At 60.0% G+C, this 26,066-nt stretch carries 27 protein-coding genes; 9 read left to right on the top strand and 18 right to left on the bottom strand.

Annotated elements, in window-relative coordinates:
* Positions 1-12: 12 nt before the first annotated feature.
* A complete protein-coding gene (locus JJB09_RS01990; RefSeq protein WP_201652255.1) occupies positions 13-516 on the bottom strand; it encodes a cupin domain-containing protein in 504 nt (167 codons plus the stop codon).
* Between the two features lie 114 nt (positions 517-630).
* On the opposite strand from JJB09_RS01990, the gene JJB09_RS01995 reads away from it, so the two are divergent.
* Complete coding sequence (locus JJB09_RS01995) at positions 631-1,230, top strand: short chain dehydrogenase (protein WP_201652258.1); 600 nt, start codon at positions 631-633, stop codon at positions 1,228-1,230.
* Between the two features lie 82 nt (positions 1,231-1,312).
* Here JJB09_RS01995 and JJB09_RS02000 read toward each other — a convergent pair whose 3' ends face one another.
* Together JJB09_RS02000 and JJB09_RS02005 are read right to left on the bottom strand one after the other, a co-directional pair.
* Positions 1,313-2,389, bottom strand: coding sequence for a ligand-gated ion channel (locus JJB09_RS02000; RefSeq protein ID WP_201652261.1), 1,077 nt, complete (start codon positions 2,387-2,389; stop codon positions 1,313-1,315).
* 1 nt (position 2,390) lies between these two features.
* Positions 2,391-3,491, bottom strand: coding sequence for a cache domain-containing protein (locus JJB09_RS02005; RefSeq protein WP_201652264.1), 1,101 nt, complete (start codon positions 3,489-3,491; stop codon positions 2,391-2,393).
* Between the two features lie 246 nt (positions 3,492-3,737).
* Here JJB09_RS02005 and JJB09_RS02010 point away from each other — a divergent pair, with 246 nt between their 5' ends.
* Positions 3,738-5,519 carry an acyl-CoA dehydrogenase gene (locus JJB09_RS02010; RefSeq protein WP_201652267.1) on the top strand — a complete coding sequence of 594 codons (1,782 nt, stop codon included), beginning with the start codon at positions 3,738-3,740 and terminating at the stop codon, positions 5,517-5,519.
* 89 nt (positions 5,520-5,608) lie between these two features.
* Positions 5,609-6,367, top strand: coding sequence for a crotonase/enoyl-CoA hydratase family protein (locus tag JJB09_RS02015; protein WP_201652270.1), 759 nt, complete (start codon positions 5,609-5,611; stop codon positions 6,365-6,367).
* Between the two features lie 4 nt (positions 6,368-6,371).
* Here JJB09_RS02015 and JJB09_RS02020 read toward each other — a convergent pair whose 3' ends face one another.
* Positions 6,372-7,622: a class I SAM-dependent RNA methyltransferase gene (locus JJB09_RS02020; protein ID WP_201652273.1), complete on the bottom strand. Its 1,251-nt coding sequence runs from the start codon at positions 7,620-7,622 to the stop codon at positions 6,372-6,374.
* The gene (locus JJB09_RS02025) at positions 7,619-8,362 is read right to left on the bottom strand and encodes a TlyA family RNA methyltransferase (RefSeq protein ID WP_201652276.1); all 744 of its coding nucleotides are present in this window, start codon (positions 8,360-8,362) and stop codon (positions 7,619-7,621) included. Before JJB09_RS02025 ends, JJB09_RS02020 begins: the two co-directional genes overlap by 4 nt.
* Positions 8,363-8,457: 95 nt before the next feature.
* On the opposite strand from JJB09_RS02025, the gene JJB09_RS02030 reads away from it, so the two are divergent.
* The 3 genes from JJB09_RS02030 to dxs all read left to right on the top strand — a co-directional run bounded on the left by JJB09_RS02030 (position 8,458) and on the right by dxs (position 12,875).
* Entirely contained in the window at positions 8,458-9,381 is a 924-nt protein-coding gene (locus JJB09_RS02030) for a pirin family protein (RefSeq protein ID WP_201652278.1), read from the top strand.
* Positions 9,382-9,575: 194 nt separating this feature from the next.
* Positions 9,576-10,769 (top strand): serine hydrolase domain-containing protein, encoded by a 1,194-nt coding sequence (locus tag JJB09_RS02035; RefSeq protein ID WP_201652281.1) that lies wholly within the window; start codon positions 9,576-9,578, stop codon positions 10,767-10,769.
* A 201-nt stretch (positions 10,770-10,970) separates the two neighbouring features.
* Complete coding sequence (gene dxs / locus JJB09_RS02040; RefSeq protein WP_210341630.1) at positions 10,971-12,875, top strand: 1-deoxy-D-xylulose-5-phosphate synthase; 1,905 nt, start codon at positions 10,971-10,973, stop codon at positions 12,873-12,875.
* A gap of 216 nt (positions 12,876-13,091) precedes the next feature.
* Here the strand turns inward: dxs and hpaD are convergent, their stop codons facing one another.
* The 5 genes from hpaD to JJB09_RS02065 form a co-directional block, all read right to left on the bottom strand.
* Positions 13,092-13,943 (bottom strand): 3,4-dihydroxyphenylacetate 2,3-dioxygenase, encoded by an 852-nt coding sequence (gene hpaD, locus JJB09_RS02045; protein ID WP_201652287.1) that lies wholly within the window; start codon positions 13,941-13,943, stop codon positions 13,092-13,094.
* 130 nt (positions 13,944-14,073) lie between these two features.
* Positions 14,074-15,081, bottom strand: a complete 1,008-nt coding sequence (locus JJB09_RS02050) for a DUF4424 domain-containing protein (RefSeq protein WP_201652290.1) — start codon at positions 15,079-15,081, stop codon at positions 14,074-14,076.
* Positions 15,082-15,209: 128 nt separating this feature from the next.
* The gene (locus JJB09_RS02055; RefSeq protein WP_201652293.1) at positions 15,210-17,147 is read right to left on the bottom strand and encodes a methyl-accepting chemotaxis protein; all 1,938 of its coding nucleotides are present in this window, start codon (positions 17,145-17,147) and stop codon (positions 15,210-15,212) included.
* Between the two features lie 207 nt (positions 17,148-17,354).
* Entirely contained in the window at positions 17,355-17,609 is a 255-nt protein-coding gene (locus JJB09_RS02060) for an exodeoxyribonuclease VII small subunit (protein WP_201652296.1), read from the bottom strand.
* Between the two features lie 2 nt (positions 17,610-17,611).
* A complete protein-coding gene (locus JJB09_RS02065; protein ID WP_201652692.1) occupies positions 17,612-18,538 on the bottom strand; it encodes a histone deacetylase family protein in 927 nt (308 codons plus the stop codon).
* 193 nt (positions 18,539-18,731) lie between these two features.
* On the opposite strand from JJB09_RS02065, the gene JJB09_RS02070 reads away from it, so the two are divergent.
* Both JJB09_RS02070 and JJB09_RS02075 read left to right on the top strand, forming a co-directional pair.
* Complete coding sequence (locus JJB09_RS02070) at positions 18,732-19,316, top strand: biotin transporter BioY (protein WP_201652299.1); 585 nt, start codon at positions 18,732-18,734, stop codon at positions 19,314-19,316.
* Positions 19,317-19,344: 28 nt separating this feature from the next.
* Positions 19,345-19,779, top strand: coding sequence for a DUF1284 domain-containing protein (locus JJB09_RS02075; RefSeq protein WP_201652302.1), 435 nt, complete (start codon positions 19,345-19,347; stop codon positions 19,777-19,779).
* On the opposite strand, the gene JJB09_RS02080 is transcribed toward JJB09_RS02075, so the two are convergent.
* From JJB09_RS02080 to JJB09_RS02105, 6 genes are all read right to left on the bottom strand, one after another.
* On the bottom strand, positions 19,760-20,104 hold the full coding sequence (locus tag JJB09_RS02080) for a HepT-like ribonuclease domain-containing protein (RefSeq protein ID WP_201652305.1): 345 nt from the start codon (positions 20,102-20,104) through the stop codon (positions 19,760-19,762). The two genes, JJB09_RS02075 and JJB09_RS02080, sit on opposite strands and share 20 nt — an antisense overlap.
* Positions 20,104-20,400, bottom strand: coding sequence for a nucleotidyltransferase family protein (locus JJB09_RS02085; protein WP_201652308.1), 297 nt, complete (start codon positions 20,398-20,400; stop codon positions 20,104-20,106). The genes JJB09_RS02080 and JJB09_RS02085 overlap by 1 nt, the downstream gene beginning before the upstream one ends.
* 64 nt (positions 20,401-20,464) lie before the next feature.
* Entirely contained in the window at positions 20,465-21,076 is a 612-nt protein-coding gene (locus JJB09_RS02090; protein WP_201652311.1) for a histidine phosphatase family protein, read from the bottom strand.
* Positions 21,077-21,090: 14 nt separating this feature from the next.
* On the bottom strand, positions 21,091-21,909 hold the full coding sequence (gene fabI, locus JJB09_RS02095; protein ID WP_201652314.1) for an enoyl-ACP reductase FabI: 819 nt from the start codon (positions 21,907-21,909) through the stop codon (positions 21,091-21,093).
* 167 nt (positions 21,910-22,076) lie between these two features.
* Positions 22,077-23,222 (bottom strand): DnaJ C-terminal domain-containing protein, encoded by a 1,146-nt coding sequence (locus JJB09_RS02100; protein WP_201652317.1) that lies wholly within the window; start codon positions 23,220-23,222, stop codon positions 22,077-22,079.
* A 60-nt stretch (positions 23,223-23,282) separates the two neighbouring features.
* Positions 23,283-23,636, bottom strand: a complete 354-nt coding sequence (locus JJB09_RS02105) for an RT0821/Lpp0805 family surface protein (protein WP_201652695.1) — start codon at positions 23,634-23,636, stop codon at positions 23,283-23,285.
* Between the two features lie 147 nt (positions 23,637-23,783).
* Here JJB09_RS02105 and pdxH point away from each other — a divergent pair, with 147 nt between their 5' ends.
* On the top strand, positions 23,784-24,398 hold the full coding sequence (pdxH, locus tag JJB09_RS02110; protein ID WP_201652320.1) for a pyridoxamine 5'-phosphate oxidase: 615 nt from the start codon (positions 23,784-23,786) through the stop codon (positions 24,396-24,398).
* 188 nt (positions 24,399-24,586) lie between these two features.
* Here pdxH and JJB09_RS02115 read toward each other — a convergent pair whose 3' ends face one another.
* Both JJB09_RS02115 and JJB09_RS02120 read right to left on the bottom strand, forming a co-directional pair.
* Positions 24,587-24,724, bottom strand: a complete 138-nt coding sequence (locus JJB09_RS02115; protein WP_201652323.1) for a GIY-YIG nuclease family protein — start codon at positions 24,722-24,724, stop codon at positions 24,587-24,589.
* A 234-nt stretch (positions 24,725-24,958) separates the two neighbouring features.
* Positions 24,959-26,011, bottom strand: a complete 1,053-nt coding sequence (locus tag JJB09_RS02120) for a polysaccharide deacetylase family protein (RefSeq protein WP_201652326.1) — start codon at positions 26,009-26,011, stop codon at positions 24,959-24,961.
* Positions 26,012-26,066: the final 55 nt, after the last annotated feature.

Here is a 26,066-nt window from a genome sequence, read left to right on the forward strand (position 1 = left end):
CTATTGCTTCGCTCACAAGGGCAGCAGGGCCGCGAGCGTGCCGAGGAGGGACGGGCGGGTGATCTTGGGGATCTGGCCCCGTTTCATACGGCCGAGCATGCTCCGCAAAGCCTGCACTTGCGGCGAATGGCGGCGACGGCAGAAGGCGATCTTGCGCACATAATCATCGATCTCCCAGTGTGCTTTGGTGCTCGCGGCGAAATAGGCGATGTCGCCTGGTTTCAGCGTGCGCACCTCGCCGCTCTGCGAGGTAATGCGGACCGATCCCTCGAGAATGAAGACCGTTTCCTCGTCGTAGAATGTCCACCAGAAGCTTCCGGCGCTGCACTCCCAGATATTCGTCGATGTCATACCGTCGATGCTCGGCGAATGCAGGCCTGCCCGTGCGATGGGGGCACCCGACGTAATCCAGCTCGGATTGATCGGTGCAAGTTCGAGCGGGACGTCTTCTGCCCGTCCTGCGATGAACTCCGGATCATCAGCGACGAACGCTATGTTGCTTGCACCCAGTGACACGATTTCCTCCATTGTAGCGATGCCCCTTTGTGACACAATTATTTTCGGAAACGGTTGAACCCTTGGCTAAAATTTGATCGAACTTACCTTTGGTAAGTGCTTTGGAGGAACAAAATGAAAATTCTGGTTGTGGGCGCGAGCGGTATCCTGGGCAGCGCAGTGGCATCCGAGCTGTCGAAACGTCACGACATAATTTCAGCGTCGCGAAATGGCGACGTGAAAGTCGACATCAAGGACGTCACGAGTATTCGCGCAATGTTCGAGCAGACGGGCAAGCTGGATGCGATCGTCTGTACAGCCGGCAAGGCCCATTTCGGCCCGCTCGCAGAGATCACCGAGGAAAAGATGTCCATCGGCATCAAGGACAAGCTGATGGGCCAGGTGAACCTCGTGCTGGAAGGGACCAAGTTTCTCAATGATGGCGGTTCATTCACGCTCGTCAGCGGTATTCTCGGCTATGAGCCTATCCTGAGTGGCGTCAATGCGAGCATGGTCAACGGCGCGATCGATTCCTTCGTCAAGGCAGCCGCAATCGAGTTGCCGCGCGGCATTCGCATCAATGCCGTCAGCGCCACCATGTTCGAAGAAGCGATAGCCCATTACGGCCCGTATTTCCGCGGCTTCAAACCCGTACCGGTTGCTGACGCCGCTCTTGCATTCTCCCGCAGCGTCGAAGGCCACAACACCGGGCAGATCTACAAGATCGGTTACTGAGCCGCAGGCGACTTGGTGCGTCCGCGCCTTCTGCGACAAGCTGCCGGCAGGGAGATCTGTCGGCAGCCGCGGGGTCCAGGTCCTATGTCAGGGAGCGTACGACCGAACAGACGCATACCAATGTGAATATGGCTGGCAGCACGAACCGCACATTGTTGCGGATCTCGGCTCTCAGGAAAGGATAACGGCTGAAAACCGGGATATTGGCGTAAATCAGGCTGAGATGAACGAGCAGTGTCAGCACCAGGTAGAAGTAGCCGATCGAAATCATGAAGGCGATCGGCGAATTCACCGACATCGAACCCGGGAAACTCGATTCGAACGTGAAGCTGAGTGCGGCGAGCGCAAGCAGGGCGGAATAGATGATGCCGGCGTGGTCCAGCCGCAGTTTTTCCGGTGCCCAAAGTATGAAAAGCGAGACGGAAACGACGGCAGCGAAAGGTATGAAAAGGCGCAGCAGGTAGCGCGGCCAGGCTCTTTCGACCGTTGCCGTCACTGTGGCGCGGACGAACGGCTTGGCGTTCCAGCCATAGAACTGCTCGAGGGTGAAACCGAGATTGCCGGGATGCCAGTCGGCGACCGAGAGGCTTTCGCTGATTGAGGACAGTTCCCGATCACGGTCATCGATCGTGAAGATGACCTCACTCGTCGGATAGCGGGCGGCCACGAAGGCGAAATCGAGCTTTTGCCTGTCGAACGGGAAAGCCGCCAGGTTGACCAAGATACGGAAATCGGCGTCGATCTGGCGCACAACCGTGATGTCCCCCTCCGATGTCACCGAAACGGCAACAGACTGGGATCTCGGGTCGCTGAGCTGGTTGGTTATGGATACGTCGGGATGCCACATGGCCTTGAGTGCGCCTGTTGCTTCGCCACCGTAGAAATCCTGACGATAGACGCCGGCGGCGAGCGGGTCGAAGCCGTGTGAGTCGTCCCGCCAGGAAAGGGTATATTCAAGGCGCGCTGATACCTCTCCCTTGGTCTCCTCGATGCGCGAGATGTTCAGGACGCGGGCGGACAAATGGACTTTGACGGGCAGGTGTATTCCAGCCGGCAGAGGTTGAGGCGCGGTGCTTTCCGTTGCTGTAACGGTTTGTGGTCGCAGCCCCAGGAGAATAAACAGGGCAGCAAGCATCAACGACGATCTCGAAAAGCGCATGTCAGTGCTCGTTGTCGGTGGTCAGGGAAGTGTTGGCCAGGAGAGGTTCTTGCAGGGGGATGCTGCGGATCCGGAGATAGGTGCTCAGGCACACCGCTGGATTGTTTACTTCCCCGCCAAGGCGGTCGGCTGCGAGCTTTTCAAGCGGTCGGAAGACCAGCGCACGGAGCATTACCATCAACACGCCGTAAGCGATCAGCAGACCGCAGATGGCAACAACAGCGACAGTAACCAGCGTCGCCCGGAAACCAGCTTCGATCGCGGTGAAATCCTTCGCCACGATCAGCGTTCCAATCATCTTGCCGCTGTAGTCGAGCAGCGGACGGTTGAGCAGGCCGAGCTGTATGTCGCCGAGCCTGGTGGTCGAACTTTCTGCTGAGCGAGTCAGATGCACCAGTCCGCGCGATTGAAGATCGTCAAAAAGCTGGCTGTCCGTTGCTGCGCCCAGCTGCAACGCAGCTCCTTTTTCGCCGTGGCCGCCTTTGCCATCAGGAATGAATTGCGGGTCCAGGAAGATTGCAAAATCAGCACCTGTCGAGGACTTGGCCAGTTCCATGAGCGTCTTGAGGCTGACGCCCACTTCAACCGTGCCCACCACAACACCCTCGCTCCGAATGGGGGAAACTGCGCGTAGGCTCAGGCCGCTCAGGCCGATCTCGAGTCCTTTCTGTGACTTGGCATGCTTGTTGGCGGAAAGGATCATCGGGCGAATACGCGACAGGTCCTGGCCGTAATCGTCCGGACTCCAGACGCGCAGGAATGATTTCATGTCCGCGGTATGGAAATGCAGGACGTCTGCCCCGGCATCAACCTTCAAGCTATCGAAGACCGGCTTCATTCTTGCCTGCAACGCCGTGCGGTCGCCCGTCCTCATCAGCTCGATGACCGCAGGGTCTTGCGCCAGAAGCTCCGAGTGGCTGACCGTGAGGCTTTCCGCCTGGCTCATCGTGGTGGTCAGCACCAGTCCGGTTGCCTCAATCTGCTCTTTCTCGCCGGCAGCAAGACTGCCGCGTCCATCGTTGTAGAAAATAAAGCCGCCAATGCCGAGAGTAAGTGCGATGATGAGAGAAGTAATCAATGAAAGGCGTCGTTCGAGCGACATCGGTTTCAATCCAATAACCAGTAATGATACAATTCAGTCGATGGATATCGAGAGTCGGTTGCGCTGTCGATAGCTTCGCGCGCCGGTTCTTCGCGGTCACGGCACCAATGATTTGCCGGTCGCGACGCTCCTCATTGAAATTGACGTTTACGTAAAAATCAAATAGCCATATTCAACGTAAGTTCAGTCGCATTGCCCAGCTACATATGCAATCTGGAAGGCACGGACAAAGAATGGAGGGCACGCATGTACAAGGCGCCGGTCGAAGACATTTTTTTCACCCTCAAGCATGTGACGGGTCTGGATCGGGTTCTGGGCGCGGGTCGCTTTGGTGACCTTTCCGATGACCTTGCCCATGCCATTCTTTCCGAAGCCGGTCGGTTTGCCACCGAGGAAGTCGCCCCTCTAGCGGAGATCGGCGACAAACAGGGTGCGCGTCTCGTCGACGGGAAGGTCAAGACACCAGACGGTTGGGCCGGTCTTTACGCTCGCTGGGCCGAGGGCGGCTGGAATTCGCTTGCCGCGCCGGAAGAGTTCGGCGGGCAGGCCTTGCCGCATCAATTGCTCGTGGCAACCCTTGAGATGTGGAACAGCGGTGCGATGGGCTTTGCCATCGGGCCGACGCTGACGATCGGTGCCATCGAGGCGATTGCCACCCATGCATCCGACGCGCTGAAACAAAAGTACCTGCCGAAGATGGTGTCGGGCGAATGGATGGGGTCGATGAACCTCACCGAGCCGCATTCCGGCTCGGATCTCGGCGTTCTCAAGACGCGCGCCGAGCGGCGCGACGACGGCACCTACCGCATCTTCGGCCAGAAGATTTTCATCACCTATGGCGAGCATGATTTTACCGACAACATCGTCCATCTGGTGCTGGCCCGCCTGCCGGACGCGCCGGCTGGATCGCGCGGCATTTCCCTGTTCCTCGTGCCTAAATTCCTTGTCAACGATGACGGGTCGCTCGGCGCACGCAACGATGCCTATTGCCATTCGCTCGAACACAAGATGGGCATCCACGCTTCGCCCACCTGCACGATGATCTATGGCGATGGCAAGTTCGGTGCCGAGAAGGGCGCTGTCGGCTGGCTCATCGGCGAGGAAAACAAGGGGCTCGCCTGCATGTTCACGATGATGAACAATGCCCGGCTTGCCGTCGGCATGCAGGGCGTCGCGATCTGCGAGGCCGCGACCCAGAAGGCCATTCTCTATGCCCGCGAGCGGACGCAGGGCAGGGGGCCAGGCTGGAAGGGCGATGGCATGAGCCCGATCATCGAGCATCCCGACGTCCAGCGGATGCTATTGACCATGAAGGCCATCACCCAGGGCGCCCGCTCGATCGCCTATGCCTGCGCACATGCCATCGACATGGTTGAGGTAACCAGCGGTGCCGATCGTGGATTCTGGCAGGAACGCGCCAATCTGCTGACGCCGCTGGCGAAAAGCATTCCCACCGATGCCGGCGTCGAGGTCTCTTCGCTCGGCGTGCAGGTGCATGGCGGCATGGGCTACATCGAGGAGACGGGCGCGGCGCGGCTTTATCGCGATGCGCGCATCGCCCCGATCTATGAAGGCACCAATGGTATCCAGGCGATCGACCTCATCGGTCGCAAACTGCCGCTATCGGGCGGCGCCCATGTGCGTGGGTTCATCGGCGAACTCAAAGCCGTGGTCGAGGATGTCAGAAAATCGAACAGGCCGGGTTTCGGGCACACCGCCGACAAACTCGCCATCGCACTGGCCGATCTGGATGAAGCCACCGAATGGCTGCTTGCTGCGCAAGGAGAGGGCCGGATAGCCGAGGCGCTTTCCGGTGCCACGCCCTTCCAGCGCCAGTTCGGCCTGACATTGACCGGCGTCTACCTCGCCAAGGCCGGGCTGGCGGACGCGGGCGATGGCAAGGACGAGGCCCGCGTGGCACTTGCCCGGTTTGCGGCGGAAAACCTGATTTCGGAGACCACCGCTCTCAAGGATCGCGTCGTCAACGGTGCGGCAAGCCTGGCGGCCGCCCGCGCTGCACTTGGCTAAGGAATTTTTAGAAAGGCCCCTCCCAAACCCTTTCCACAAGGGGGAGGGTTGGGAGGGGTCTAAAATTCACTATTTTCTAGGGGTTTATCATGACTGATCTCATCCTGCTTGAACTTCCTGCCGATCATCCGGGCGTGCTTGTCATCCGCATGAACCGCGCCGACAAGAAGAACGCCATTACCCGCGAAATGTATGGCGCCATGGCACTGGCGCTTGCCGATGCCGACGCCAACGAAGCGATCAAAGCGGCGGTCCTGTTCGGTGCGCCCGGCTGCTTTTCATCCGGCAACGACCTGATGGATTTCATGGAAATCGCCAAGGTGAGGGAGGAAGGCAAGAATGTGATCGCCTTCGTCCGGGAACTCGCGCGGTTCACCAAGCCGTTGCTCTCCGGCGTCGATGGCATTGCCATCGGCATTGGCGTGACGATGAATTTCCATTGCGACCTGACTTTCGCCACGCCGCGCACGGTTTTCCGCACCCCCTTCACCGATCTCGCGGTCGTGCCCGAGGCAGGCTCGACCTTGCTCGGGCCGGCCATCATGGGCCATCAGCGCGCCTTTGCCATGCTGGTCAACGGGCTGCCGTTCAGTGCCGAAGAAGCACGTGAGGCGGGTATCGTCTGGAAAGTGGTCAGCGAGGAAGAACTCGAGGCGACGACGCTTGCAGCCGCGTCCAATCTGGTTGCCCGCCCACACAATTCACTGATGCTGTCGCGCAAGCTGCTCAAGGGCGACCGCGACGTGATCCGCAGCCGCATCGACGAGGAAATGGAGCATTTCCTCGATCAGTTGCAGTCCAGCGAAGCCGCCGGAGTCTATGAAGCGTTCTTCGCCAGGAAGAAGTAAGGCTCTACCGCTCCAGCAGTGCCACCGCTTCTACATGCGAGGACCAGAGGAACTGGTCGATGGGCGTGACCGACTTGAGCTTGTAGCCACCGGCGATCAGGATCGACAGATCGCGCACCAGCGTCACCGGATTGCACGAGACGGCCGCGATGCGGGCAACCTTGGAGCGGGCAAGCTCGTGGCATTGCGCCTCCGCACCTGCGCGCGGCGGGTCGAACACGACAGCGTCGAAATGCTTGAGGTCTAGCGGCAGCATCGGCCGGCGGAAGAGATCGCGTCGTTCGATGCTGACCGGCTTCAGGCCTTGTGCGTGCCGGGCGGCGTGATCGAGTGCGGCGAGGGCCGGTGCATCGAATTCCACGGCGTGAACAGCCGATTTGCGCGCCAGCCTCAAGGAAAACGTGCCGCAGCCGGCAAACATGTCGACGACGCGTTTGGCCTTGCCGACATGGGCGATCACCAGTTCCGCCATGGCGCTTTCGGCGCTGGCGGTCGCCTGCAGGAAGCTGCCCGGCGGCAGCACGACGGGAACGCCGTCGAATTCGATCATCGGCTTGCGCGTCTCGATCAGGATCTCGTTTTCGAGCCCAACGCGTGCAATATGCGGCTCGCGCATGGCCAGATCGGTGGCGGCCTGTCGCTTCTTGGCATCGGGCTTCTTCAGATCGGCGAAATTGACGTCCAGACCCGAAGTCGTCACCTGGATGGTCACCCGGAAGGGCTCCGAACCTGCCGCGAGCGCCGAGGCTAGCCGGCGCACGGCGGCAAGCTGCGCCACGATAGCCGGCTGGGCGATGGGACATTCCTCCACCGGCACGATGGTATGGCTCAGTGCCTGCATGAATCCGAGCACCACGCCCTTGTCGGTCAGCCGTCCTGACATGGTCACGCGCCGGCGCTCGCCGGCAGAGCACGTGACAAGCGGCGCCACCTCGGTCTCGATGTCGTGCGATCTCAGCGCATCGATCACCAGCCCGCGCTTGTAGTCGTGATAGGGCTGATCGGCCCAATGCTGCAGCGAACAGCCGCCGCAGGCGCCGCCCTTGCCCTCGGGGCCAAAGTGACGACACTTCGGCGCGACGCGGTCGGCCGATGTGGTTGCCCACGACATGGCCGTGCCCTGGCTCTTCACCCTAGCGATGGCGACCTCTTCGCCCGGCAGCGTGAAGGGGACAAAGACCGGCCCCTGCGGTGTACGGGCAATGCCGTCGCCTTCGGCGCCTATTGCATGGATGGTGACTGTTTCTGTGCTCATGATTTTCTTCCGGCCAAGAGGAATTCGATATTCCCGTCTCCGCCGGAAATTGGAGAGGGGATTACACCGAGGCTCTGCCAACCGCCAAGCGAATTCAGCCATTGTTCGAGATCTTCAGCGATTTTCGGTGCCGATTCCGGGTCTTTGAGCATTCCACCCTTGCCGACATTGTCACGTCCGGCCTCAAATTGCGGCTTGACGAGCAGCACGCACCAGGTGCCGCTTTCCGCAAGCTCGAGCGCTTGCGGCAATGCGAGCTTCAGGGAAATGAACGAGACATCCGAAACCACAGCCTTGATGGTTCGGCCGTCGAGGTGGCTTTCGTCCAGTATCCGGGCATTCAATCCTTCGAGGTTGGTGATCCCCGGATTGCTGCGCAGCCGCTTGTCGAGCTGATCGTGACCGACATCGACGGCCAGGACATGGTTTGCACCGCGTTCCAGAAGGACCTGGGTGAAGCCGCCGGTCGATGCGCCGATATCGAGGCAGTCGAGTCCTGCAGGCGAAAGGCCGAAATGGTCGAGTGCGGCGATCAGCTTCAGGGCTGCGCGCGACACATAGGTCTGCGCTGGGTCGTCGACGATGACCACGGAATCCGGAAATACAATCAAGCCGGCTTTGGTGATGATCTTGCCATCGACGCGCACGGTGCCGCGCTGGATCGCATCGCGCCCCCGCGAGCGGCTGTCGAACAGGCCGAGGGAGACGAGCAGTTGGTCGAGGCGGATGGGATCTGACATTTTTGTCCTGGAGTTTTTCAGCGGTTTCCTTCTCATACCCATCTATGCAATGATCGCCTACGCTAAAATTCATTTCACCTTTGTGAGGTGCACCCATGTCCTTCTTTCCGTGTCCCGACCCAGAAGCCGGCGATCATGCCGCCGTCGATCAAGTGGAAATGCTGATCATTCCGCGCACGTCCGACATTGGCGGGCTTGAAGTGCGCCGCGCACTGCCGACCGCCAAGCGCCGGCTCGTCGGCCCCTTCATCTTCTTCGACCGCATGGGCCCGGCCCTGTTCAGGGCAGGCCAGGGGCTAGATGTCCGGCCGCATCCGCATATCGGGCTTTCCACCGTGACCTATCTGTTTGATGGCGAAATGACCCACCGCGACAGCTTGGGCACCGGCATGGTGATCAGGCCGGGTGATATTAACCTGATGACGGCGGGCCGGGGTATCGTGCATTCCGAGCGCACGCCGGAGAACCTGCGCGGCAAGCCGTTCTCGCTGTCGGGACTGCAAACCTGGCTGGCCTTGCCCGAAAGCCATGAAAACAACGACCCGTCGTTCTTGCATGCCGAGGCGGGCAATCTGCCCGAATTTTCCGAACAGGGCTATTCGGGCCGCGTGGTGATCGGCAACTGGCAGGGGCTGAAGTCGCCGGTGGCCGTGCCGACCGATACGCTCTATGTTGATCTCAGGATCGAGCCGAATTCCGCATGTCCATTCCAGGCAGGCGCCGAGGAACGCGCCGCCTATATCCTCTCCGGCGCGCTGTCGGTTTCGGGTACCCGCTATGAAACCGACCAGTTGCTGGTGTTCCGGCCCGGCGATACGCTGGATCTGGTGACGGGCGACGAGCCTTGCCACGTCATGCTGTTCGGTGGCGAGACGATGGAATCCCCGCGCCACATCTGGTGGAATTTCGTTTCTTCCTCCAAGGAGCGCATCGAGCAGGCCAAGGAAGAATGGCGCACCGGCAAGTTCGATATCGTGCCGGGCGATGAGGAAGAGTTCATTCCGCTTCCAGCGAGTTGATTTTTGCCCCTCACCCCAGCCCTCTCCCCGCCGGGCGGGGAGAGGGAGTCTTGTCACACCTGCCTCGCTTTCAGCGCATTTCTCGACGTTGGAGAAATACTCCGGTGGAGAAGCGAAACGCCGAGCGGATTCCCTCTCCCCGTTTTTGCGGGGAGAGGGCTAGGGTGAGGGGCAGATTCGCACTGGGAGGCATCATGACTGGCGACCACACCTATCGCGACCCGAAAAACCCGGGTGCACCGGTCATTCCGCGTGCTGAATGGGATATCGGGCCCTATAACCGCTATACCTTCCAGAATGTCCGAGATTTCGTGCCGACGACCCGGGTGTGGCGCGGCACCGGAGCGGTGTCACCGCTGGCTGAAGCCCATCAGGATCTTTCCGCTATCCGCTTCAGCCACGACGGCACGGAGCGGACGATCGGTACGTTTCTCGATGAAACCTTCACCGACGGTTTGCTGATCATGCATGGCGGCAAGATCGTCTCCGAGACCTACATGAACGGCATGCGGCCGGAGACCTTGCATCTCAGCCAGTCGGTCGGAAAATCCGTGGTCGGCGCACTAGCCGGCATCATTGTCGGGCGTGGATTGCTCGATCCGCAGGCCGCCGTCACGGCCTATCTGCCGGAACTCGAAAAAACAGCCTATCGCGGCGCCACCATGCAGCAGGTGCTGGATATGACCACCGGCACAACGTTCGACGAGACCTACACCGCACCGGATTCGCATGTCGCCAAACTCGATGCGGCCTGCGGCTGGAAGGAGCGCAAGAGCGTGAACTGGCCACAAACCGTCTGGCAGCTGATCCTCGAACTCAGCGAAGCCGAGCGTCCGCATGGCGCGGCCTTCCAGTATCGTTCGATCGAGACTGATGTGCTGGCCTTCATCCTGCAGCGGGTCACAGGCAAGATGCTGGCAGAGCTTGTCAGCGAAGAAATCTGGATGCCGATGGGTGCGGAGCACGATGCCTCCTTCACCGTCGATCCCGCCGGTTATGCGCTGGCCTGCGGCGGCTTCAATGCCAGCTTGCGCGACTATGGCCGTTTTGCCGCGATGATCGCTGCCGGCGGCACCTTCAATGGCCGCCAGATCGTGCCGGCCGCATGGGTCGCTGAAACGAGAAGCGGCGGCAATCACGCGGTCTTCGGTTCGGACTACAGGTTCGTGCTGCCGAATGGCGCCTACCACAACCAGTTCTGGGTCGAGGATGTCGACCGGCCGGTGCTTATGTCGCGCGGTGTCTTCGGGCAATTGCTCTATATGGACCAAGATGCGGATTTCATCGCGGTCAAACTCTCGACCTGGCCGGATTTCATCAATGCCAAGCGCACGAAGCTGACGCTTGCCGCAATTCATGCGATCCGAAACGCGGTGTTGGCGCGCTGACGGCAACGCAATCCAGGGTGCTGCAAATCGACACAATCACTGAAAAATGAGCGGTTTGCCTTTGCCCTGATGGTGGAATGCCTGTAGTTTGTTGTTTTGCGCCTTAATTTACCCGCCCTTGGCGATTGAAAAAGGTGGTGAGACCGATAATAACGCCGGATCAAACAATTGTCCGGCGAACAGGACCTTTAAGTGAACCCAATGCTGCAGACTCCGCTCCTTGACCAGGTGATCTATCCCGATGATCTTCGGAAGCTCGATGACAAGGATATGCCGCAACTGGCAGCCGAACTGCGCGCCGAAATGGTCGACGCGGTCTCCAAGACCGGTGGACATCTGGGCGCCGGCCTCGGCGTGGTCGAGTTGACCATTGCCGTTCACAAGGTTTTCAACACGCCTTACGACCGGGTGATCTTCGACGTCGGCCATCAGTGTTATCCGCACAAGATCCTGACCGGCCGCCGCGACCGCATCCGCACCTTGCGTCAGGAAGGCGGGCTTTCCGGTTTCACGCGTCGCGCTGAAAGCGAGTACGATCCGTTCGGAGCGGCGCATTCGTCGACATCGATTTCCGCCGGTTTGGGCATGGCGGTTGCCGCAGAGATGGACGAGTCCAAGCGCAATGTCATCGCCATCATCGGCGATGGTGCGCTTTCGGGTGGCATGGCGTTCGAGGCGCTCAACAATGCCGGCTCGCTCGATGCCCGGCTGATTGTCATCCTGAATGACAATGACATGTCGATCGCCCCGCCGACCGGGGCGATGAGCGCCTATCTGGCGCGTCTGGCTTCTGGCCGCACCTATCTCGGTTTTCGCGAGATCGGCAAGAAGCTGACCGCATATCTCGGCAAGAACATCGACCGCGCAATTACCCGGGCAGTCGAGCACGCGCGCGGCTATGTGACCGGCGGCACCTTGTTCGAGGAACTGGGCTTCTACCATATCGGCCCGATCGACGGCCATTCCTTCGAACATCTGCTGCCCGTGCTGCGCAATGTCCGCGACAATGGCAACGGCCCGGTGCTGATCCACATCGTCACCCAGAAGGGCAAGGGCTACGCGCCCGCCGAAGCCGCTGCCGACAAGTATCATGGCGTCAACAAGTTCGATGTCATCACCGGCGCACAGGCCAAGGCAAAGCCCAATGCACCTGCTTACACCTCGGTTTTCGCCGAGGCGCTGATCGAGGAAGCACGCCACGATCCGAAGATCGTCGGCATCACCGCCGCCATGCCGACCGGCACGGGGCTGGACAAGTTCGCCGAGGTTTTCCCCAAGCGTATCTTCGATGTGGGCATTGCCGAGCAGCATGGCATTACTTTCGCCGCAGGTCTGGCCGCCGAAGGCTACAAGCCGTTTGCGGCCATCTATTCGACCTTCCTGCAGCGCGCCTATGACCAGGTGGTGCACGATGTGGCGATCCAGAGCCTACCGGTCCGTTTCGCCATCGATCGCGCCGGCTATGTCGGGGCAGACGGCCCGACCCATGCCGGTTCCTTCGACACGACCTATCTGGCCACGCTGCCGGGCTTTGTGGTGATGGCGGCGGCCGATGAAGCCGAACTCAAGCATATGGTCCGCACCGCTGCTGCCTATGACGACGGCCCGATTTCGTTCCGCTATCCACGTGGCGAGGGCGTTGGTGTCGAGATGCCGGCGCGCGGCGAAATTCTCGAGATCGGCAAGGGCAGGGTAGTCAAGCAGGGCACCAAGGTGGCACTGCTGTCCTTCGGCACGCGCCTTGCCGATTGCCTTATGGCGGCCGAAGACCTCGACGCCGCTGGCCTGTCGACCACGGTTGCCGATGCGCGCTTCGCCAAGCCGCTGGACATCGATCTCATCCGCCAGCTTGCCCGCAATCACGAAGTGCTTTTGACGGTCGAGGAAGGCGCCATCGGCGGCTTCGGCGCGCATGTGCTGCACTTCCTGGCGCATGAAGGGCTGCTCGACGGTCGCCTCAAGGTGCGGCCGCTGGTGATGCCCGACCTGTTCATTGAACAGGCCAAGCCCGAAACCATGAATGCCATGGCGGGGTTGGACCGCAAGGGCATCGTGTCGACCGTGTTCCAGATGCTGGGTCAGACCGAAGCTGCGATCGGGCTGTAGAGGCTCGAGCTGGTCGCCATCGTGCCTTGACGCCCCCTCATCCGGCCTTCGGCCACCTTCTCCCCGCTGGGGAGAAGGGAGAGTTCGCGGCATCTGCCAATCGGATACACCGGGCGCTGCATGATTTGAGAGCGAGCAACAATCACCCTCTTCTCCCCAGCGGGGAGAAGGTGGCCCGTAGGGCCGGATGAGGGGGCGCTCACACGCATCCCGCAGTCATGCCGCCAGCGGAAACACCGCGTTGATCTGACCGGTGCCCGACGAGGTGAAGTAGTCCGTCAGGATTTCCGCCCTTCCGGCATAGCGGTCCCAGCCCAGCGCACCGAACAGCATGGCCGTGTCGTGCATGAAGCCTTCGCCGTGGCAGAGGGTGGAATAGAGCGGCAACATGTCGAGGAACTCCTTGTTGCGGCCATCCTTCCACAGATCGACGACACGCAGATCCACCTGCCGGTAGAACTCGTCGGAGATCGTGTGAATGCCGGCGGGCGCATCGTTGTTGTCGTGGATCCGATGCGAGAGCGAACCGCTGGCCAGCACGGCGGCATTGAGATTGCTGGCTTCGATCGCCTCACGCACCGCTTGGCCGATCTTCATGCTGTCTTCCATTTCGTGCCATGGGCACCATGCGGCGATCGACAGCACCCGGAAACGCCCATCGGCATTGATGTAGCGCATCGGCACCAGCGTTCCATATTCCAGATCCAGTGTATCGACATGGTGCGACATCACCCGCACGCCTTTCTCGGTGGCAATGGCCGCAACCGCATCGCCGAGTTCCGGAGCGCCGCGATAGTCGTATTTCAGGTCCTGGATGAAATGCGGGAATTCGTTGCTGGTATAAACGCCGGCATATCGCGCGCGCGAATTGATATGGAATGCGGTGTTGACCAGCCAGTGCGTGTCGAAGACGACGATGGTGTCGACACCGGCCGCATCGCAGCGGCGGCCGATTTCTCCGAGGCCGTCTATCGCCGCCTGCCGGCAACCCTGGTTAGGGCCGGGCTGCTCCGAAATGAACATCGACGGTACATGCGTGATCTTGGCGGCGACTGAAATCTTGCCCATTGCATTTCCTCCCGAATGGCGGCGACAGGCGCAATTGCCCGTGCACTCCATCCAATTCGATGCAAATCCGGCCGGCTTTCGTTGATCCAGATCAAACTAGTGAACATATTAAGTAAATCTGAGCATTGGTTCAGGGTGCTCCCGTCGGCACCAGCAGCAGGATATCGAGATCCTTTTCCGGATAGTAATCCGTGGCGGTCATCTCGAATGTGGTGTCGCCGGTCTTTTTGACGCCTTCGCCGCAGAAGCTGACGAAATTGTCGTGCTCGCCCTTGTCGATGACAAGCGTGAATTTCTTGATCGGGCCAGCCCAGTTGCCGCCGGTGGTCAGTACATAAGAGATCCAGTTTTCCACCAGCGAGGGCTGGTTTGCATTCATCGCCTCGTTGGATTTCTTCGCCAGTCTGACAAAGGCATCGTCGATGCAATACTTCTTCTTGTATTCGTCGAAACGCGCGCCTTTTGCCTCGTTGTTTTCATCCAGGAAGGTCGTTGCGACTGTGCCACCGACGCTCGGCCGATAGGTGTGCGCGACCTGGATGTCCTTGCCCGGCGCAAAGCTGGTCTTCCACCAATAGGCCGATTTCAGCGTCCAGAGCGGCACATATTCCTTCTTCTCGCCGGATCCGTCGTCATAGACATCGGCAAAGATCAGGCCACGGTTCTGCCAGTCGTCGAGCGTCTCCTGGGGCAACTTGGCAAGTGCCTTGCGCGCCTGTTCGCTCAGCGGGTTCATCGGTATCTTGGCAGCGGCGACCACATCGGTCATGTCGATGTCGCTGGAATAGACGCGCTGCTGCAGATCAGGCTTGATCGCTACTCCGTCCTGCACCACAGAGAAGCCGAGAAAGTTGTCGCTGGCCAGATCCCCGGCATCGACATTGGATTCCGGACCGCCGTCGATGTCTGGCATCGGGAAGGCCACATACGTCTCGACCGGTAGGTCGCCGGTATTGCGAAAGATGTAGTCGACCCGCACCTCCTTGGGGGAGATATAGAGCTTCTCTTCCTCCATCGAGATTGCATCGGTGCGGGTAAATTCGAGCCCACCAGTCGCCAGTTGTGCTGTCGTGTCGTTGGCGAGCGCCGGCAGCGCGGCGATGCTCATCAGCAGGGCAAGGGTAAGTGACCGTTTCATGCAAACCTCCCGAACGACATTACCGCAGGCTAAGTGTCGGCGGTCGGGGCGGTCAACTCATTTCAGGTCCAGAACCAAAACGCCCCCGGATTTCTCCGAGGGCGTGTGGTATTCGGGCTTGGCGAAACTCAGAACTCCTGCCAGTCGCCGCCGGTGTGCACCGCAAGACCACCGGCAGCGGCGACCTTTCGCGGCGCAGACGCCTGGCGAACGGGGGCGGCGCGGCGCACAGGTTCTGCCATGACTCTCGCGGTCTGGCGCAATGCCGATGTCGAGACGGATACCGCCGATTGCAGGGTGAACTGCGAGACCAGCTCGCGAAGCTTTGTCGCTTCGAGCGCGAGGCTTGCGGAAGCAGCCGTCGACTGCTCGACCATCGCCGCGTTCTGTTGGGTGGTCTGGTCCATCGAATTGACCGCGGTGTTGACTTCGGCAAGTCCGGTCGACTGTTCTCTGGACGATGTAGCGATGGCATTCATGTGTTCGTTGATGCCGGCGATCTGGTGGCTGATCGTCTTGAGCGCCTCGCCGGTTTCCCGCACCAGCCTGACGCCGCTGTCGACTTCGTCGGTGGAGTTCTGAATCAGCCCCTTGATCTCCTTTGCCGCCTGTGCCGAGCGCTGGGCGAGTTCGCGGACTTCCTGGGCAACGACGGCAAAGCCCTTGCCTGCGTCCCCCGCGCGCGCTGCTTCGACGCCGGCATTCAGCGCCAGCAAGTTGGTCTGGAAGGCAATTTCATCAATGACGCCGATGATGTTGGAAATCTGCTGCGAAGATGCTTCGATGCGCTGCATTGCCTCTTCGGCGTGGTTGACGACCGTTGCAGACTTTGCCGCGCTGTGATTGGCCTCGGTCGCTGCAGCGCGTGCCTCGTCCGTCCGCTTGCTGGAACTGGAGACATTGGCGGTGATTTGGTCCAGCGCGGCCGCGGTTTCTTCCAGCGACGCTGCCTGCTGCTCGGTGCGGCGCGATAGATCATTGGCGCCGGAGGAGATTTCCTGCGTGCCGTTGTCGATCGCCGAAATGCCCTCTGAGATCGCCGACATCGTGTCGCCCAGCTGTTTGACGGAGCTGTTGAAGTCGTGGCGCAAGGCTTCGAAATCGGGTGCGAAAGCCTCGTCGATCTGGAAGGCCAGATCGCCGGCAGCCAGCCGCTGCAGGCCGGCAGCGAGACCGGAGGTGGCAATCTTCAGGCGCTCGGCCGCATCGGCCTCGGCGCGGCTCTGGTCGGCGATGCGGTCGCGGTCGGCCTGCGCGCGCGCCGCCGTTGCCTCGTGCTCGAGCCGTTTGTTGGCGATCGCCGCCTGGCGGAACACTTCGACGGACGCGGCCATGGTGCCGATCTCGTCCTTGCGTCCCTTGCCGGTACAATCGATATCGGTCTGGCCGCTGGCCAGTGTCTGCATGTCCTGGGACAGTGACAGGATCGGTTTGGTCACCGTTTTGCGGCTTAGCAGGAAGAGACCGGTCGAGAACAATGCAGTCAATCCGAGGATGACCTTCAGCAAGGTGTCGATGACGCCGGATGTGTCGGCGCTTTTCTTCGATACAGCTTCCGAGGCCGCCTGGATCTGGTCACCGGCGCTTTCCATCGCCGCTTCAAGTGCCGAAAACTGTGTCATGAAATCCGGCAGCGACTTCAACGCGGCGGCAGGATCGGAGCCTGCCTGATCCACTAATTTCGTGGCGCTGCCGATATAGTTGAGCAGCGGCGTTTCCACTCCCGCAAGCACTTGCTGAGTCGCCGCATCAGTTGCCAGCACCTTGTTGGCGGCAATCATTTCGCGAAACGAACTCTCGTGTTCCGTCAGATCGGCCTTGACCGCATCCATCTTGATGCCGGAAGCGGGATTGGCAGCGAGCAGCGACGCCAGCACATCGGCCCGCAGCGCATCGTGCATCATGTCGGCCTGCATATGGTTGTGCAACACCTGGGAGGACTGTGTGACAGCTTCGGCATTGTCCGTCAGCTTTGCCGCGGACCAGATGCCAATGCCCGTCGCGCCACCGGAAAGTGCAAAAATGGAAATACTTGCAATGATAATTTTATGCTGAATTGACGCCATGGGAATCTCGCAAGGAAAAGTTCGATGCAAGCATAGTCTCAAAACGTGCTTAATTTACCTTAAAGATCGGCCTGGAAACCTTCGTCTATTTTACCAGGAAACGGATGAACATCTGCCCATTATCGGCGATTTGTTCAGAAATATACTTCAGCGCCGGCCCAGAGGTTGGTTTCGCTGCTGGGTGTCACGTTTTGCGACATGTCGTGGTCAGCCGCCGTCGAGCGGCTCAGTGCCCGTCGGCTTGCCGTTGCGGTCGAGGCGAATCTTCTCGATGCGGGCTTCGGCGGCATCGAGCAATGTCTCGCAATGCTTCTTCAAGGCTTCGCCGCGCTCATAGATGGCGATCGACTGGTCGAGCGCAACATCGCCGCGCTCAAGGCGTGCAACGATGGTTTCCAGTTCAGCGACGGCCTGCTCGAAGGAAAGGCTGGACACTTCAGGCTTTTCGTTCTCACCGGACATCGTCAACCTCTCATCAGACGCAAAATATGCAGGCCCGCCGATTCGGCGAGGCCTTCGAGATCATAGCCACCTTCCAGCACACTGACGAGGCGGTTGCCGGCATATTTGCCTGCGATTTCCATCAATCTGCCGGTGATCCAGTCGAAGTCGTCACCCACCAGATTGATCTGCGCGAGGGGGTCGCGGTAATGGGCATCGAAGCCGGCCGACACAAGTATCAGGTCTGGGCGGAAATTCTCGAGCGCCGGTAGCACGCGCGATTTGACTGCTTCGCGGAAATATTCGCCGGCGGTATCAGGCGCGAGAGGCGCATTGACGATGTTGCCGACGCCCGTTTCGTCCTTGGCCCCGGTGCCGGGGTAAAGCGGCATCTGGTGGGTCGAGCAGAACAGCACCGAAGGATCGTTGTAAAAAATATCCTGGGTGCCGTTGCCGTGGTGGACGTCGAAATCCACGATCGCCACCCGTTCGACGCCATAGGCCTTTTGCGCATGGCGCGCGGCGATGGCGACGGTGTTGAACAGGCAGAAGCCCATGACCTTGTCCTGCTCGGCATGATGGCCGGGCGGACGGCCCGCGACGAATGCATTGACGGCGGCTCCGGAAAATACGTCGTCCACCGCCTGCATGGCGCCACCGATCGCTGTCAAAGCGGCGGTCAAGCTCTCGGGGCAGGCGTGGGTATCGGCCTCGATCTGCCGCAGGCCTTCTTCCGGCATGCTCCGCATCACATGCGTCAGATGCGCCTCCGGATGGGCATAGAGCACTGCATCCTCGTTGGCGATTTTCGCCTCGACCCTGTCGAGGCCCGCAAAATGCGGATGCTCAAGCGCCGCATTCAGCGCTCTCAGCCTGTCGGGCCGCTCGGGATGTCCTTCTGGCACCTGATGCTGCAGGAAGACGGAGTGTTCATAGAGCCTAGTTGTCATGGCGGCGAATATAGAGGCTGGAGCGATTGTGGTCCATCGCGCCCTGGTCGCTTTCAACAGATGCTTCAACGAGCATGACCTGGTCGGCGAAAAATGGCTCATCAAAGCATCGCTTGCTTAGCGAATGCTGATTGACAATGCCGGGCATGTTTGTGACAGAGGGAGCCGTGTAGCACCAATGAGGGGTACCTCGATGATTGATATTACTATAAAATCCGGCGCACAGACACTTGAAAGCATGCTTGGCGGCTCGCTTGCCCGCAAGGCGACGATCACCGTTCTCGGCTCGCTTTTCTTGGCGGCGCTGTCGCAGATCGAGGTACCGTTTTTTCCCGTCCCGATGACGCTTCAGACGCTTGGCGTCATGCTGATCGGCCTGACTTTCGGCTTTCGCCTGGCAACGGCGACCGTCGCGCTCTATCTCGTCGAGGGCTTCATTGGCCTGCCGGTATTCGCTGGCTTCGCATTCGGCCCGGCTGTCTTCGTCGGCGGCACTGCCGGTTACCTTTTCGGCTTCCTGGGCGCCGCAGCGCTGATGGGTTTTGCGGCAGATCGCGGCATGACCAAGTCCTGGCTAGGCGCGGCCCTTACGCTGCTTGCCGGCGAAGTGGTGATCTTCGGTCTCGGCATTGCCTATCTGGCCTATCTTTATGGCTTCGAGAACGCGCTGGCCTACGGCCTCTATCCGTTCGTGCTCGCCGACCTCGTCAAGATGGCGCTGGCGGTACTGATCGGCAAGGGCGTCATCAAGGGCGCATCGCGCTTTGCCAAGCTCTGATTTGTCAAACAACAGGTCAGTTCGGAACATGGTGCCCGTGCGTCTGCGCGGGCACCATTTTTTGTGCGTCCTGACCTATCGGGGCTATGGCTATACCGAGCCCTTCGTTGAAAACATGACCAGGCTGGTGGGCGAAATCGAGGCCGGCAGGCCGGTCATCTTGTGCAAAGGCCCAGATGATATCTGTGGCGGGTTCACCCAGCACTGTCGAACCGTCAGCGACCACGATTGTGGCCAGCCGCACACGCGCGAAATGGACCAGACCGCCGTCGAGGCGATCAATGCACTGGTGCCAGTCCAATCCGGCGAGCCATTCGTGATGGACGCTGCCATGATTGCCGCGCTTCGCAGCGGCTTTGCCGACAACTCGATCCGCAAGGCGTGCCTGCGCTGCTCGTGGAGCGATTTCTGTACGCAAATCGCCCGCGAAGAGTATGCTGACGTCAAGCTGTTTGAGACTTGATCCGCTCCATTGCGAGCTTAAGCGGGCGAATATGCTCGGTTATAACCGCCCAAATGATTTCGTCCGCTACGCTATGATATTGGTGCCGCAGAATGTTGCCGATGCCGCGAATCTGCTTCCAGGGGATTTCGCGTGCCTGTGCCAGCAATGCATCAGGAAGATGTCTGCTTGCTTCCGAAATGATTTCCAGCGCTCGTTCGGTGGCTCTTTGTAGCAGCCAGTTACCTTGATAATCTGCGAAAGTCTTGCCATCGGTGGCGGCAAGAATACCCGCGATTGCGTCTGACATTTCCTGAATGACGGCATCTGGACGTCGGGCGATCATCAGAATACCCGCACTGCGGTTTGTTCTATCTCGGACTTGAGCAGGGGATGCAGGCTGCTGCGCGTCGTTACATCGACACGCACAGCCAGTTCCTCCTCTAGCAGCTGTTGGATGCCGACGAGATCAAGCAACGAAAACTTCTCTGTTGGATCATAGTCGATGAACAAGTCCAGGTCACTGCCGGACCCCGCTTCATCGCGGGCGGTGGACCCGAATAGGTACAGAGATGTTGCTCCAAAGCGCCTCACGCTCTGCTCCTGGCTTTCCAGCAGGGAAATTGCCTCGGCGCGTTTCATCCAAACGTCCTGCCCAGTGATCGTCACCGATGAATATTAAGCAGCAAAAGCGCGAGAATTCAACTTAATCAACTGTCGCGGTAATCTCGGCGCTGGCAATCCACTCCAGCTTGCCGTCCTGATACTTCAGGATCTGGTCCTGCGGGATCTCTATACTGGCCGCCTCGGCGGAATCGAGCGCGCCGGTCAATTTGAAAATGCAGCGGATGATGCCGCCATGGCAAACCGCGACCGTCGGCCTGTCGACGCTGTCGAGCCAATCGCCGACGCGCCTGGAAAGTATGTCGTAGCTTTCGGCATCTGCACCGGGAGCAAGGAAATGCCATTTGTCGGCTCTGCGCGCCGCAACCAGTTCCGGCGTGACGGCGCGAACCTCCTTGAGGGTCTTGCCTTCCCAGTCGCCAAAGCAGATTTCGCGCAGGCGTTCGTCAAGCGTATATCCCGTAGCATCGAGGCCGGCGGCGACCCGCACGAGTTCGGTGGTCTCCCGCGCCCGCACGAGCGGGCTTGAGACGAAACGGTAGCGGGCGAGATCGCCGGCAAGCGCCTTGAGCGCCACGCCATTCTCGGTCGCCTGACGGCGGCCGAGCGCATTGAGCGGAATGTCCTTCTGGCCCTGCAGGCGCCATTCGGCGTTCCAGTCGGTCTGGCCGTGGCGAATGATGAAAAGTGTCACGGCCGTTCCTGCTGTCAGTCCTTGGCGACAGAAATGTCGGGCGCGTCGACGGCTTTCATGCCGACGACATGGTAGCCGCTGTCGGCATGGTGGACTTCGCCGGTCACCGAGCGCGACAGGTCCGACAGCATGTAGAGGCCGACATCACCCACTTCCTCGATGGTGACGGTGCGGCGCAGCGGCGCGTTGTACTCGTTCCATTTGAGGATATAGCGGAAATCGCCGATGCCGGACGCGGCAAGCGTCTTGATCGGGCCGGCGGAAATCGCGTTGACGCGAATGTTCTTCGGGCCGAGGTCGACGGCGAGATACTTCACGCTTGCCTCGAGTGCCGCCTTGGCAACGCCCATGACGTTGTAGTTCGGCATGACTTTCTCGGCGCCGTAATAGGTCAGCGTCAGCATCGAGCCGCCATCGGTCATCAGCTTTTCGGCGCGACGCGCGACCGAAGTGAACGAGAACACCGAAATCTGCATGGTCTTGGCGAAATTTTCGGGTGACGTATCGACATAGCGGCCGCTCAGCTCATCCTTGTCGGAAAAGCCGATGGCGTGGACGAGGAAGTCGATCTTGCCCCACATCTTCTCGATGTCGGCAAACAGCGCATCGATGCTGGCTTCGTCGCTGACGTCGCAATGACCGGCCAGAACGCCGCCGATTTCCTGGGCGAGGGGTTCCACCCGCTTCTTCAGCGCGTCACCCTGATAGGTGAGCGCAACTTCGCCACCCTGCGCGTGTATGGCCTTGGCGATACCCCACGCGATCGAACGGTTGTTGGCAACGCCCATAATGACGCCACGCTTGCCCGCCATCAAACCGGCAGTTTGAACCATGAAGGCCCCTCCTGAAACAAAAACTCTGTTTCGGCCTATCGCACAGCCTGACCGGCGGTTCAAGCACGGTGAAATCATCAAATGTTAGCGTTGGCAAAATTTGGTGTAGAGAGTGGGAAAACCAGCGGTTTTTGCATCAATCCTGTGCAAACAGCGTCATCGGCTTGTCACAAATAAAGCCCGTTGCGCAAAGACTGCATCAGGTCGACCAGTTTCTGGTCGGGCCGGTCCCACAGCATCACGCGTGCCTCCACGACCAGATCGCCGCGCGAGCCAGCCCCCTTCGGCAAGCCGCGTCCGGCGATGCGGGTGGTGTATTGCGATCCTGACCAGGCCGGAATCGTGATGGCTATCGGCCCATCGATTGTCTCGACGGTTGCTTCGCCGCCGAGCACCGCCTTGTCGATGTCGATATCGGCGAATGTCCTGAGATCGTGTTCGTCGGTTCTGTACCAACGGTGCGGCTTGACCTTTATTCGCGCCACCACATCGCCGCGTTTCAGCCCCTGCAGGCGATGGCCGTAGCCCTCGATGCGAACTTCTGTTCCATCCTTGATGCTCTCGGGCAGGGTAATGCTGAGCAATTTACCGTCGGGCAGCGTGATGGCGGGATTGAGCCTATTCAGGATGTCTTCGATGCTCACTGCGACATCGACGATCAGGTCCGGCACCTTGTCGGGTGGCGGTATCTGACGTGTCAGGCGCTTGAGAAGATAGGACATCAACTCGAGTGCCGGCGATGTTCGTTGTTCGGCGGACGTTTCCGACGGCTTTTCGGTAGAAGCCGGGTCCAGCTCTTCATATGCGGGCTGTGCGTTCGCACGCGCTGCCTCTGCCTGCGGCCTCTGCGCCTGCTGTGCCGGTGATTCGGCTTTTTCGGATGTCTTGCGTGTGCCGAAGATCTTCGAAACGACGTCTTCCGCGCTTTCCTTGCCGGCGGTTTCGCCGCCGCTGGCGCGTGCCGAAACCGCAGCAGCCGCAGCGGCTGCGCGGGCTTCTGCCTGGGCGCGGGCCTGTGCGGCCGCCTTTGCTTCGGCTTCGGCACGGGCCCGTTCGGCCCGCTGCTCCATGAAGGTCGCTTCCTTGTTGCCACGCGTGGTCGCGCGGGCGCGTGCTTCGTCGAACAGGCGGCGCTTGTCCGGATCTTTCAGAAGGTCGTAGGCGCGGCCGGCTTCGGTGAAGCGGTTGACCGCCCTGGGATCATCAGGGTTCTGGTCGGGATGCAACGCCTTTGCGGTCGCCCGCCAGGCGGCCTTGATTTCCTGTTGGCCGGCATCCTTGTTGACGCCGAGAATGGAATAGGGATCACGCATCAGGGTACACCCAATGAAGTCCGGGAGCGGATGCGACTGTCACTGTTCCCCCCCCTCGGTTCAGCCGATTTCCTTGAAATTGATAACCTGCCACTCGCCGCTGCCGACGAGGCATGCCTTGCCACCAAAATTGGCGATACCGCGATAGGAATGCCTGGTAGTTGTAAATAATCGGCAAACGTAGCTGCCGTTGTTTTCTTCCTGAATCGTATTGATGACGCCGGCGCTGCCCGTAGAGGTATTCGCCCATGGAATGTTCGTCGGGCCGGGCTTGGAAATGTCGGCGGAACTGACGGCGTTACGAACCGTCACTTCGTCGGAAACGGAGTCCGGCAGCGCCTGGTAGTTATTTTGGACAGCGCTTGTCGTCAGCTTCTTGTCAGTCGATTCGAATCCCGACATGCCGAAGCCCATGCAGCCACCCAGAAAGGCGCACAGTGTCGCGACGGCGACCACGCGGGCCGCTGCGGCAACATAATCCTTTCTGCGGCCTGTCGGCTTTGCTATGTGTCCCAATGATACGGCCCGAAACTCTAAAACTGATAAGGCATTTGGCGGATCATGAGCGAAAATGAGTTAACAACCGGTGACTTCACTGAGACGGATCAGCCTTTTTCTCTGTTTGGGACATGGCTGGAAGATGCGACCGCCTCCGAACCAAACGATCCGAACGCACTTGCCCTTGCGACCGTCGACGCCGACGGCATGCCGAATGTCCGCATGGTGTTGCTGAAGGGCTTCGACCATGATGGCTTTGTTTTCTATACAAATTATGAGAGTCAGAAGGGACTGGAGCTTCTTGGCCAGAAGAAGGCGGCCATGGTGTTTCACTGGAAGTCTCTACGCCGGCAGGTGCGGGTGAGGGGAGATATCGAACTGGTCAGCGACGCAGAGGCCGACGCCTATTACGAAAGCCGCCCGCGTGGAAGCCGCATCGGCGCCTGGGCATCCAAACAGTCGCGCCCGCTTGAAAGCCGCTTTGCGCTGGAGAAGGCGGTGGCCGAATACACGATGAAGTTCGGGATCGGACGCATACCGCGGCCGGCGCATTGGTCCGGCTTCCGGCTGAAGCCGGTCTCCATCGAGTTCTGGCATGACCGTCCGTTCCGGCTGCACGACCGGATCGAATTCCGCCGCAAGGGCGACGGCTGGGAGAAGGTCCGGATGTATCCGTGAGCCGGATGGGAGCCCTCGACCTCGCAAGCTGAATCGTTGGGTCAAGTCCGACGATGACTCCATTGGGGCCTGAGAGTGTAGCGTTTGGGCCCTATACGTGTCGTCAAGCTGAAGCTTCTGGAAGCTAGGCCAATACCTCTCCGCGTGTCATCCTCGGGCTTGACCGGAGGATCCACGGCCACGAGCCGCTACCAAAGCTCCGGATAGAGGTCGCCTTTGATCAGACTTTCTCGGTGCTCGTAAGCCCTGCGCACAATGTCACGCGTCACACCAATATAGAATATTCCATTCTTCTGGTTGGTGACGATGTAGACAAATCCCGCCATGCGCGAATGTTGGCATGACTGCCGAGTGCCGTCAATTTAACTACAAACGAGCTGACGGCTGCGAGCGACACTTTTCCGTTTAGTGGATCCTCGGGTCAAGCCCGAGGATGACCCTTCTGAGGCGTCTGCCCATATCATCAAACTCGGCGCTTTTGGTTGTCACGCAAAATTCCCAGCTTGCGGCATCGTCGGGTCTGACCCGAGGAGCCATGTAACCACGCGCAAATGCAGAATCTACCCCATTATCTTGAATGGAAGGCCCGAGGCCAGCGCCCTGACATAGCGCGCTTTCTGGTATTGCCCGTTGAGCGAAATGCGCGGGATGGCGGTGGGATCGGCCAGTATGGATGAAACCAGCACGCCCGGCGTCGTCGTAAACGACAAGCCGACACCAAGCGCGCGCAGGATGGAGCGCACGCCAGTGGATACCGAGCGTGCGTCGCCATAGGGATAGGCAAAGCTTGCCGGGCGGCGTCCGGTCAGCGTTTCCAGATAATCGGCCGATTGTTCGATTTCCCGACGGGTTTCCTCCGGTGTCAGCCGGGAAAGGCCGCGATGGCTGATCGTATGGGCGCCGTAGGAAACCAGCGGGTTGGTGGCGAGCGCCTGCAGTTCGTCGCCGCGCATCGTCAGTTCGCGGGTAATGGCGAGCGGATCGACGCCCATTGAACGGGCGACGGTGTCAATCTTGGCGACAGCAATCGTTTCCTCGGAGCGGTTGATGAAACCGGCAAGGCGGTTGAACGCAGCCAGCTTTTGGGCTGGTCCGTGGGCGGCAATCTTTTCATTGCCGGAACCAAAATCGTACTCCAGATTCTCGTGGCGCTTGAGCAGGGCATCGAGCGTCTCCCACCACATGGAATGCGTCGCTTCGGCAAAACCCTTGGCGATGAAGATGTGAAAGGGAACGTTGTGTCGGGTAAACACGGGCGCGGCGTATTCGGCATTGTTGCGGAAGCCGTCGTCCAGGGTAAAGCAGGCGAATGGCGGGCCGGCGGGCTCTGCCAACCGGGCAGGGATGTCGTCGAGCCGCGCGAATTCGTAGCCCTCTGCTTTCAGCGTCAGGATCGTCGTTTCCAGGAATTCCGGGGTGATCTCAAGAATGTCGTTGGGTTGGAAAGCGTCGTCTGACCTGGGACGGACGTGATGGAGCGTGAAGATCGCGCCGCGCCCGCGAGCGCCCTTGCCGAAACCAAGTGCCGAAAGGGCTGACGTCGCTTCAAGTCCTGTGGAGATGATCGCCCGCTTTACCGCGGGCCTGGCGAGGCTTTTGAGTTGGGACAGCATTTCGACCGCGAGCAAACCATGAAACTCGCTCGAAGCTAGCAGCCGGCTGTTAATT

The sequence above is a fragment of the Phytoamicus setariae genome, assembly GCF_016722925.1.
GTDB classification, from domain to species: Bacteria; Pseudomonadota; Alphaproteobacteria; order Rhizobiales; family Rhizobiaceae; genus Rhizobium_E; species Rhizobium_E setariae.

Excerpts from the sequence above, each read along its gene's own strand:
- JJB09_RS02050 (WP_201652290.1), bottom strand. The coding sequence starts at position 15,081 with ATGAAACGGTCACTTACCCTTGCCCTGCTGATGAGCATCGCCGCGCTG.
- JJB09_RS02115 (WP_201652323.1), bottom strand. The coding sequence starts at position 24,724 with ATGGCGGGATTTGTCTACATCGTCACCAACCAGAAGAATGGAATATTC.
- JJB09_RS02035 (WP_201652281.1), top strand. The coding sequence starts at position 9,576 with ATGACTGGCGACCACACCTATCGCGACCCGAAAAACCCGGGTGCACCG.
- JJB09_RS02105 (WP_201652695.1), bottom strand. The coding sequence starts at position 23,636 with ATGGGCTTCGGCATGTCGGGATTCGAATCGACTGACAAGAAGCTGACG.
- JJB09_RS01995 (WP_201652258.1), top strand. The coding sequence starts at position 631 with ATGAAAATTCTGGTTGTGGGCGCGAGCGGTATCCTGGGCAGCGCAGTG.
- JJB09_RS02075 (WP_201652302.1), top strand. The coding sequence starts at position 19,345 with ATGGTGCCCGTGCGTCTGCGCGGGCACCATTTTTTGTGCGTCCTGACC.
- JJB09_RS02010 (WP_201652267.1), top strand. The coding sequence starts at position 3,738 with ATGTACAAGGCGCCGGTCGAAGACATTTTTTTCACCCTCAAGCATGTG.
- JJB09_RS02085 (WP_201652308.1), bottom strand. The coding sequence starts at position 20,400 with ATGAAACGCGCCGAGGCAATTTCCCTGCTGGAAAGCCAGGAGCAGAGC.
- JJB09_RS02020 (WP_201652273.1), bottom strand. The coding sequence starts at position 7,622 with ATGAGCACAGAAACAGTCACCATCCATGCAATAGGCGCCGAAGGCGAC.
- JJB09_RS02065 (WP_201652692.1), bottom strand. The coding sequence starts at position 18,538 with ATGACAACTAGGCTCTATGAACACTCCGTCTTCCTGCAGCATCAGGTG.
- JJB09_RS02025 (WP_201652276.1), bottom strand. The coding sequence starts at position 8,362 with ATGTCAGATCCCATCCGCCTCGACCAACTGCTCGTCTCCCTCGGCCTG.
- hpaD (WP_201652287.1), bottom strand. The coding sequence starts at position 13,943 with ATGGGCAAGATTTCAGTCGCCGCCAAGATCACGCATGTACCGTCGATG.
- JJB09_RS02120 (WP_201652326.1), bottom strand. The coding sequence starts at position 26,011 with ATGCTGTCCCAACTCAAAAGCCTCGCCAGGCCCGCGGTAAAGCGGGCG.
- JJB09_RS02070 (WP_201652299.1), top strand. The coding sequence starts at position 18,732 with ATGATTGATATTACTATAAAATCCGGCGCACAGACACTTGAAAGCATG.
- JJB09_RS02030 (WP_201652278.1), top strand. The coding sequence starts at position 8,458 with ATGTCCTTCTTTCCGTGTCCCGACCCAGAAGCCGGCGATCATGCCGCC.
- JJB09_RS02100 (WP_201652317.1), bottom strand. The coding sequence starts at position 23,222 with ATGCGTGATCCCTATTCCATTCTCGGCGTCAACAAGGATGCCGGCCAA.
- fabI (WP_201652314.1), bottom strand. The coding sequence starts at position 21,909 with ATGGTTCAAACTGCCGGTTTGATGGCGGGCAAGCGTGGCGTCATTATG.
- JJB09_RS02080 (WP_201652305.1), bottom strand. The coding sequence starts at position 20,104 with ATGATCGCCCGACGTCCAGATGCCGTCATTCAGGAAATGTCAGACGCA.
- JJB09_RS02000 (WP_201652261.1), bottom strand. The coding sequence starts at position 2,389 with ATGCGCTTTTCGAGATCGTCGTTGATGCTTGCTGCCCTGTTTATTCTC.
- JJB09_RS02015 (WP_201652270.1), top strand. The coding sequence starts at position 5,609 with ATGACTGATCTCATCCTGCTTGAACTTCCTGCCGATCATCCGGGCGTG.
- pdxH (WP_201652320.1), top strand. The coding sequence starts at position 23,784 with ATGAGCGAAAATGAGTTAACAACCGGTGACTTCACTGAGACGGATCAG.
- dxs (WP_210341630.1), top strand. The coding sequence starts at position 10,971 with ATGCTGCAGACTCCGCTCCTTGACCAGGTGATCTATCCCGATGATCTT.
- JJB09_RS02005 (WP_201652264.1), bottom strand. The coding sequence starts at position 3,491 with ATGTCGCTCGAACGACGCCTTTCATTGATTACTTCTCTCATCATCGCA.
- JJB09_RS02060 (WP_201652296.1), bottom strand. The coding sequence starts at position 17,609 with ATGTCCGGTGAGAACGAAAAGCCTGAAGTGTCCAGCCTTTCCTTCGAG.
- JJB09_RS02055 (WP_201652293.1), bottom strand. The coding sequence starts at position 17,147 with ATGGCGTCAATTCAGCATAAAATTATCATTGCAAGTATTTCCATTTTT.